Genomic DNA, 8,054 nt, shown 5'->3' with positions numbered 1-8,054 from the left:
GGCCGCGCCGCCGCCGTCCGCGAGTGCGTCCGCGCGGCGCGCGAACCGCGCCGCCAGCGGTCCGGCCGCCGCCAGCGCCGCCGCCGCGAGCAGTCCGCCCACCAGCACCGTCGGCCGAAGCCACGGCAGGAAGTCGGGGCTGCGCCCGAGCAGCACGTACGCCCACACCGCCGTCACCCCGAGCGTGCCGGCCAGCACCGCCGCGTACGGCAGCCGGTGCCGCGCCCGCCACAGCCCGTCCACGCCCATGCCGATCAGCGCCGCCACCGCCGGGGCCAGCGCCACCGTGTAGTACTGGTGGAAGATCCCGGACATGAAGCTGAAGGTCAGCGCCGTGCAGAGCAGCCAGCCGCCCCAGACCAGGAAGGCCGTGCGCGCGGTGTCCGTCCGGGCGTGGCGCCGGGTGGCCCACAGGCCGAACACCAGCAGGATCAGCGCGGCCGGCATCAGCCAGGCGATCTGCCCGCCGATGTCACCGTCGAACAGCCGGGTGATGCCGGTCTGGCCCCAGCGGCCCCCGCCGCCCGGCCCGCCGGGCGGGCCTCCGGCGGGCGCGCCGGCCGCGGTGTTGCCGAGAGCCCCCTCCAGCCCGCCCGGGAGCCGGCCCCGTCCGCCGACGCTGCCGGGTTCGTCGCCGTTGAGCCGGCCGATCCCGTTGTAGCCGAAGGTGAGCGAGAGGAAGCTGTTGTCCTGCGAGCCGCCGATGTACGGCCGTGCCGAGGCCGGGACCAGCTCGACCACCGCGACCCACCAGCCGCCCGCGACCACCATGGCCAGGCCGCCGGCCAGCAACTGGCGCACCCGGCGCCACAGCCCGGTCGGCGCCGCGACCAGGTAGACCAGCGCGAACGCGGGCAGCACCAGGAACGCCTGCAGCGTCTTGGTGAGGAAGGCGAGCCCGAACACCACCCCGGTGAACACCAGCCAGCGGGTGCCGGCCACCTCGACGGCCCGCACCAGGCCGTACGCGGCCAGCGTCAGCAGCAGCACCAGCAGGGCGTCCGGGTTGTTGAAGCGGAACATCAGCGCCGCCACCGGTGTCAGCGCGAACGTCACGCCCGCCAGCAGGCCGGCGAGCGGCGAGAAGCGCCGGCGCACCGTCGCGTACAGCGCGGCCACCGTGGCCACCGCCATCAGCGCCTGCGGGGCCAGCACCGACCAGGAGGAGAGCCCGAAGACGCGCGCCGAGAGCGCCATCGGCCAGAGCGCCAGTGGCGGCTTGTCGACGGTGATGAAGTTCCCCGCGTCCGAGGAGCCGTAGAAGAAGGCCTTCCAGCTCTCGCTGCCCGCCTGGGCGGCGGCCGAGTAGAAGTCGTTGGCCCAGCCGGAGGCGGACAGGCCCCAGAGGTAGAGGACGGCCGTGGCGGCCAGCAGCGCGAGCAGCGAGGGCCGCACCCAGCGCGGGTCGTCGGCGCGCCCGCGCCAGGTACGGCCCGGCAGGGTGCGCAGCCGCTCCGCCCAGGACGCCGGGCCCTTGGGGCCGGTCGGCGGCAGCGGGAACTCCGGGTACGGCGAAGACTCCGGGCGCGGCGACGACTCCGGGTACGGCGGCTCGGCGGGCCGCCGGGGCGACGCACCCTCCGGTGGAGGGGCGGGCGGCAGGAGCGGGGGCGGATAGTCCCCGGCCTCCGGCCAGGGCTCGCCGGCCGGTGGGTGGTGGCTGGTCGTGGTCATGGGCGCTACGCTCGGGCGCCCGTCTGAGAGCACGGTGAGACGCGGGTAGGAGCCGCCTGTGATCTGGCCGGCCCGCGCCGTCCTTCCCGCTACGCGGCCTGCGGCATCGTCAGGTGCTTGCCGAGCCACTCCAGGGCGGGCGGGATCTCCCTGGTCCAGGTGTGGAAGTTGTGGCCGCCGGTGTCGAGCGTGATGGTGGAGAGCTTGGTCGGCGCCTTGAAGGCGTTGACCATCGCCTGGGTGCCCTCGTAGTTGTTCTCGTCGTAGCTGGTCGCGAGCAGCAGCGCGACCGGTACGGCGGGTTTGTTCTTCAGCCGCCAGACCAGGTCGTTCTCCTGCTTCAGCCGGGCGTCGCCCGCGAACAGGTCGCCGGTGGTCTCGTCGATCGGCGCGGTGTAGTAGCCGGAGAGCGAGACCGCGGACCGGTAGGCGTCCGGCTTGCGCAGCGCGAACTTGAGGGCGCAGTAGCCGCCGGTCGAATTGCCGATCACCGCGCGGTTGGCCGGGTCGGTGCCGATCCGGTAGTTGGCGGCCAGCGCCGTCGGCAGGTCGCTGGTGAAGAAGGTCTCCACCTGGGGCCCGCCGGGGACGTCCATGCACTCGGTGTCGCGGTTGCCGGACAGCGTTGGGCGCATCAGCACCAGGACGGTCGGCGGCAGCTTGTTCTGCTCGATCGCGGCGAGCGCGGACGCCGGGTACTGCATCAGCGTGATCAGCTTCTCCGCCGAGCCCGGGTAGCCGGCCAGCACCAGCGCCATCGGGAAGCTGCGCCGCTCGTACTCCGGCTGGAAGTACTGCGGCGGCAGGTAGACGAAGGCGTCGCTGCTCAGGCCGCTGGCCGTGCCGCGGACCGAGACCTCCTGGATCAGCCCGGAACGGTCGCGGGCCGAACCCTGCGCCGAGTACATGTTCTTCTCGCCGGTGACGGCCAGCGAGGCCGCCGCGTTCGGCTGGTGGTCGACCACCGTGCCCGGCTTGCCGTTGGTGCCGAGCAGGTCGCTCCAGGAGCTGTAGAAGCCGAAGTAGCCGTTGGCGATCAGCCCCATGGCGACGAGCACCGCGATCTGGGTGGCGAGGAACGCGCCGATCCGTCCGGTCCAGGCCTTCCAGCCGCCACCGCCGAATCTCGGCCAGAGCCACATCGTGGCGGCGAAGACGCCGACCGCGATGACGGAGGCGATGATCTGGAGCGGAAAACCCGTGAGGCTGAGCACGTCCCGATCGTAGTTGACGTCGAGGACCGCGCCGCGCGCCCTGTCGTACGCCCCCGCTACGCTTCGGTACGCCGCAAGTGCCCCCTGTTGACCGCGTCTTGTCGGGTCGGGATCATGTCGGCGGGGACAGCGGACCGCACGGAGTGTGCATGTATCGGTACCAAGAGATCATCCGGGGGATCGGAATGAAGTCCTTCACCAAGGCCGGCGTGGCGGTGGGCACCGCGTTGCTGCTGGCGGCCTGTTCGAGCGGCGGCTCGGGCGACTCGGGTGGCGGGGCGAGCGGCGGGTCGGGCGGCTCGGCCGCGTCCAGCCCGTCCGACGGGTTCAGCGTCCTGCCCGCTCCGACCCCGACCCCGACACCCACCCCGACGCCCACGCCGTACGGGCCCGTGCTCGCCGGCTACGTCGACCCGGTGAGCACCGCGCTCGGCAAGATCAACCCGGCCGCCAACCTGGAAGCCTTCGTGGCCGGCCTCCAGGAGGCGGCAAGCGCCGCCAACTCCGCGAGCAGCGGGCTCGGCCTCAGCGACACACCGGCCACCGTCGGCACCACCAAGCGCCAACTGGTGACGGCGCTGTCCCAGCTCGCCACCGACCTGACCAAGCTCCGCGGCGACATCAAGTCCAAGGACTTCTGCACCACCGGCTCCGCCTTCGCCCAGCTCGGCCTCTCCGAAGGCCTGAAGGCGATCCCGGCCGCCCTCGCGGAGATGACCGCCGCCGGGTACCCCACCACCTTCACCGTCCCGCAGACGCCGGCGCTGCAGACCCGCTCGCAGGAGAACGACACCTTCGTCACCAAGGGCCGGCTGCGCGGCCTGGGCGAGCTGAGCATCGACAACTCCAACGGCACCATCGACTCCGTCGTCTCGCTCTCGCAGAGCGGCAAGGCGGTCCACTCGCTGTACGTCGGCAAGGGCAAGAAGGGGTCGATCGAGGGCATCGAGGACGGCACCTACGACGTCTTCTTCTCCGAGGGCGTCGACTGGGACCCGACGCTGAAGATGTTCACCCAGAACTGCAGCTTCTCGAAGTTCGACGAGACCATGGCCTTCGAGACCAAGCGGACGACGTACTCGACCTGGTCGATCACGCTGACCGCGGAGGTCGGAGGCAACGCCAGGACCAGCGACGTGGACGAGGAGAGCTTCCCGCAGCCGTAACCGAGGACGGTTCCACGGATCCGGGGGCACCGCCGGCGGTGCCCCCGAATCCGTTGGACGGCGCCCGGAACGGCCCGCCAAGCTGGGGCGGTGACCAGCGCGCCCTTCCTCCCCGGCCTCGAACTCTCCCGCCTCCTGTACGAAGAGGCCGTCCGCCCGGTCCTCGCCGCAGCCCACCCCGGCCTGCGCTACGCCGCCGCCCGGGTCGGCGCCGGCTCCGAGGTGCTCGGCCTCGACACCCCGCGCTCCACCGACCACGACTGGGGCCCGCGCCTCGACCTCTTCCTTCCGGCCGAGGACGCCGCCCGCCTGCGCCCCGCCCTCACCCGGCTGTTCGCCGAACGCCTCCCCGGGACCCTGCGCGGCCGGCCCGTCCGCTACCGCACGGGCGACGACCCGAGCGGCCCCGTCGAGCACCGCGTCGCCGTCCACGACCTCGCCGGCTGGCTCACCGACCACCTCGGCCGCCCCGCGGGCGACCCGCGGACGGCCGACTGGCTCGCCTTCCCCCAGCAGCGCCTCGCCGAGCTCACCGGCGGCGCCGTCTTCCACGACGGCACCGGCGAACTCGCCGCCGCACGCGCCGCGTTGGCCTGGTACCCCGACCAGGTCTGGCGCTACCTGCTGGCCTGCCAGTGGCAGCGGATCGCCCAGGAGGAGGCGTTCACCGGCCGCTGCGCCGAGGTCGGCGACGAGCTCGGCTCCGCCGTCACCGCCGCCCGCCTGGTCCGCGACCTGATGCGGCTCTGCCTGCTCCTCGAACGCCGCTACGCCCCCTACGGCAAGTGGCTCGGCTCGGCGTTCGCCCGCCTCGCGGTGGCACCCCGGCTGACCCCGTCACTGCGCGGCGCCCTGGCCGCCGACGGCCACCCCGAGCGCGAACGGCACCTCTGCGCCGCGTACGGGACGGCGGCCGCCCTGCACAACGCCACCGGCCTCACCCCGCCCGTCGACCCGGCCACCCGGCCGTACCACTCCCGCCCCTACCGCGTCCTGCGCGCCGACCGCTTCGTCCACGCGCTCACCGCGACGCTCACGGACCCGCTGCTGCGCGCGCGGCCGCTCACCGGCGGAGTCGACCAGTGGGTCGACAGCACGGACGCGCTGACCAGTCCGTCCTCGCTCCGGGTTTAGGGCTCAGGTCCGTCGGGGCACCGAGCGCGGTCGACCGCTGATCGGGCGCCGTCAATTGGACGGGCTCCGGGCGGAGTTGTGCCTCGCCGCCTCGCTGCCGCACGCCGGTTGACGCCCGTTCGGACTGTCGCTGGCCTCTTCTCGGGCAATTGTCAGTGGCCCGTGCCAGACTCCCGTCATGGCTCCCGAACCGCTCGCAACCCTCACCTTCGCCGCCTGGCGTCGCCTCGACCTCGCCACGGCCGGCCGTCTCGCCGCCCAGGTCGCGGGCAGCGTGGGCGGCCGGCTCGACCGCGTCGAGACGGTCCAGCACCTGGGCGCACCGCTGCACCGCGTGCTGGTGGAGCGCGGCGAGCGGATGTTCGCGCTGATACCGGGTGGGCGGGTGACCGTCGGGTTCGACGTGGCGGGCTGGCGGCCGTCGGCCGAACTCCTCGCCTGCTACCGGGAGACGAGCGTCAGCCAGGGCTTCGGGAGCGACGACCTGCACGCCCACCTCGCCCGGGTCCTCAGCCCGCGCCGGACCGTCACCGTGCCGACCCTGCTGATGGCCGTCGAGGACGAGCCGCTGGAGGAGGAGCCCGCCGACATGCCGGCCGTCCTCGCGGCCGAGGGCCTGCGGCTGCCGACCCCCGACGAGTGGGAACACGCCTGCGGCGCCGGCGCGCACACGCTGTTCCGCTGGGGCGACGAGTGCCCGCTCGACCGCATCCCGTACGGCGACGACACCGGCCCGCAGGCCGGGCCCAACGCCTTCGGCCTGCGCATCGGTTACGACACCTACCGCTCGGAGATCACCAGCGAGCCGGGGGCGATCTACGGCGGCGACGGCGGCGAGTCGGTCTGCGGCGGCTACGGCACCGTCCTCGCCTGGCTCCCGCTCGCCACGGCCAACCGCCACCCGGACCTGGCCGCCATGGTCTTCGACGAGGACGGCGACTACTGCGCCGAAGACCTCTCCACCCGCCCCGTCCTCGCCCTGCGCTGACAGACCACTCCACCCCGCCCCGAACGCTCCTCCGTCCGGCACCACGGCCCAGCTGACCGTGGTGCCGGACGGCGGTTTACATCGGGCCGTGGCTGTTTCGTGCAGCGTGTTGAGACTCGGGCATGTCGGAGCCTCGGCGCCGGCGGTCGACGGCCGGTGCGGCGAAACGACATCTGAACCGGCCGGCAAGCCGGGGTTGGCGATCCGTGCTCGCGGCTTCGCCGGTCGAGGGCGCCTCAGCCCGCAAGGCTCATGCGACTTCTGTCCGCACTGTTGACCAATTGATGTGGTCATGGCACTTTCGTGCGGCGCGGGCGTCCGCAACCGGTCGTGCGCCCCGCATCCCCCACAAGGAGAGCCATGTTCAAGAGACTCGCCGCCGCGTCCGCCGCGAGCGCTGTCATTGCCGGGGTCCTGACCTCCGTGGCAGTCGCGCCCGCGCAGGCGGTGCAGGCCGGTGACCTGACGTCCACCATCGCGCTGAGCAACTGCTCCGCCTCGCTGGTGCGTTACCCCTCCTCGGTCGACGCCGACCGGGCCCTCATGCTCACCAACGGCCACTGCCTGCCGACCATGCCGTCCGCCGGCCAGGTCATCCAGAACCAGGCCGCCAGCCGCAGCGGCACCCTGCTCAACGCCTCCGGTGGTTCCCTCGGCACCGTGATGGCCGACAGGATCCTCTACGCCACGATGACCGGCACGGACGTCGCGCTGTACCAGCTCACCGACACCTTCGGGTCGATCACCTCCAAGTTCGGCGCGACGGCGCTGACCATCAGCGACACCCACCCGGTCGACGGCTCGGCGATGTTCATACCGTCCTCCTACTGGAAGCAGACCTGGAACTGCTCCATCAACGGCTTCGTCGGCACGCTGCGCGAGGACGCCTGGACCTGGCGCGACTCCATCCGCTACAGCGCCGGCTGCAACACCACCCACGGCACCTCGGGTTCGCCGATCGTCGACGCCGCGACGAAGAAGGTCGTCGGCATCAACAACACCGGCAACGACGACGGCCAGATGTGCACGCTCAACAACCCCTGCGAGGTGGCCGCCGACGGCACCACCACCGCGCACCAGGGGCAGAGCTACGGCCAGGAGACCTACTGGTTCACCACCTGCCTGGGCAACGGTCGCGTCATCGACCTCAACGTCAGCGGCTGCCTGCTGACGAAGCCCGCGGGCAGCGGCTCCGTCTCGGTCGCGAACCCGGGCGGCCAGTCCACGGCGGTCGGCGGTTCGGCGAACCTCCAGATCCAGGCGAGCGGCGGCTCGACGCCGTACACCTACTCGGCCACCGGCCTGCCGGCCGGCCTGTCGATCAACGCCTCCACCGGCGTCATCACCGGCACCCCGACCACCGCGGGCACCTACAACGTGACCGTCACGGCCAAGGACGCGGCCGCCAGGACGGGCAGTACGGGCTTCACCTGGACGGTCACCGGCGGAGGTGGCGGCACCTGCACCCCGGCGCAGCTGCTGGGCAACGCGGGCTTCGAGACGGGCACGGCCGCGCCGTGGACGACCTCCAGCGGCGTGGTCGACAACTCTTCGTCGCAGGCGCCGCGCGGTGGTTCGTGGAAGGCCTGGCTGAACGGCTACGGCTCGACCCACACCGACACGCTGTCCCAGACGGTGACCATCCCGTCGGGCTGCAAGGCGACCCTGAGCTTCTACCTGCACATCGACACCGGTGAGAGCGGCACGACCGCGTACGACAGGCTGACGGTCCAGGCCAACGGCACCACCCTGAAGACCTACTCGAACGCCGACGCGGCCACCGGCTACCAGCTGCGCACCTTCGACCTGTCCGCGTACGCGGGCCAGACGGTGACCCTCAAGTTCACCGGCACCGAGGACGCCTCGCTGCAGACCAGC

The 8,054-nt window shown here is 72.6% G+C and carries 5 protein-coding genes and 2 pseudogenes; 5 read left to right on the top strand and 2 right to left on the bottom strand.

The features are described from left to right. On the bottom strand, window positions 1-1,674 hold a 1,674-nt coding region (locus ABD308_RS34785), incomplete at its 3' end, for a glycosyltransferase family 39 protein (protein WP_344343907.1). An 89-nt stretch (window positions 1,675-1,763) separates the two neighbouring features. After that, window positions 1,764-2,888, bottom strand: a complete 1,125-nt coding sequence (locus ABD308_RS34780) for an alpha/beta hydrolase (protein WP_344343905.1) — start codon at window positions 2,886-2,888, stop codon at window positions 1,764-1,766. A 149-nt stretch (window positions 2,889-3,037) separates the two neighbouring features. Between ABD308_RS34780 and ABD308_RS34775 the strand changes: the two genes are divergently transcribed. From ABD308_RS34775 to ABD308_RS34755, 5 genes and pseudogenes are all read left to right on the top strand, one after another. Continuing rightward, window positions 3,038-4,054: a hypothetical protein gene (locus tag ABD308_RS34775; protein ID WP_344343903.1), complete on the top strand. Its 1,017-nt coding sequence runs from the start codon at window positions 3,038-3,040 to the stop codon at window positions 4,052-4,054. 90 nt (window positions 4,055-4,144) lie between these two features. Then, complete coding sequence (locus ABD308_RS34770) at window positions 4,145-5,188, top strand: DUF4037 domain-containing protein (RefSeq protein WP_344343901.1); 1,044 nt, start codon at window positions 4,145-4,147, stop codon at window positions 5,186-5,188. A gap of 178 nt (window positions 5,189-5,366) precedes the next feature. Next, window positions 5,367-6,176 carry a hypothetical protein gene (locus ABD308_RS34765; protein WP_344343899.1) on the top strand — a complete coding sequence of 270 codons (810 nt, stop codon included), beginning with the start codon at window positions 5,367-5,369 and terminating at the stop codon, window positions 6,174-6,176. A gap of 360 nt (window positions 6,177-6,536) precedes the next feature. Further along, window positions 6,537-7,157: pseudogene (locus ABD308_RS34760) on the top strand (S1 family peptidase); the annotation flags it as partial. Window positions 7,158-7,367: 210 nt separating this feature from the next. After that, window positions 7,368-8,054, top strand: a pseudogene (locus ABD308_RS34755) (Ig domain-containing protein); the annotation flags it as partial.

Source organism: Kitasatospora putterlickiae, assembly GCF_039527695.1.
Taxonomy (GTDB): domain Bacteria; phylum Actinomycetota; class Actinomycetes; order Streptomycetales; family Streptomycetaceae; genus Kitasatospora; species Kitasatospora putterlickiae.
The sequence above is the reverse complement of the archived record's forward strand: the minus strand, read 5'-3'. Positions and strand labels throughout refer to the sequence as shown.

Coding starts and splice junctions, on each gene's coding strand:
- ABD308_RS34775 (WP_344343903.1), top strand. CDS start 3,038: ATGTATCGGTACCAAGAGATCATCCGGGGGATCGGAATGAAGTCCTTC.
- ABD308_RS34765 (WP_344343899.1), top strand. CDS start 5,367: ATGGCTCCCGAACCGCTCGCAACCCTCACCTTCGCCGCCTGGCGTCGC.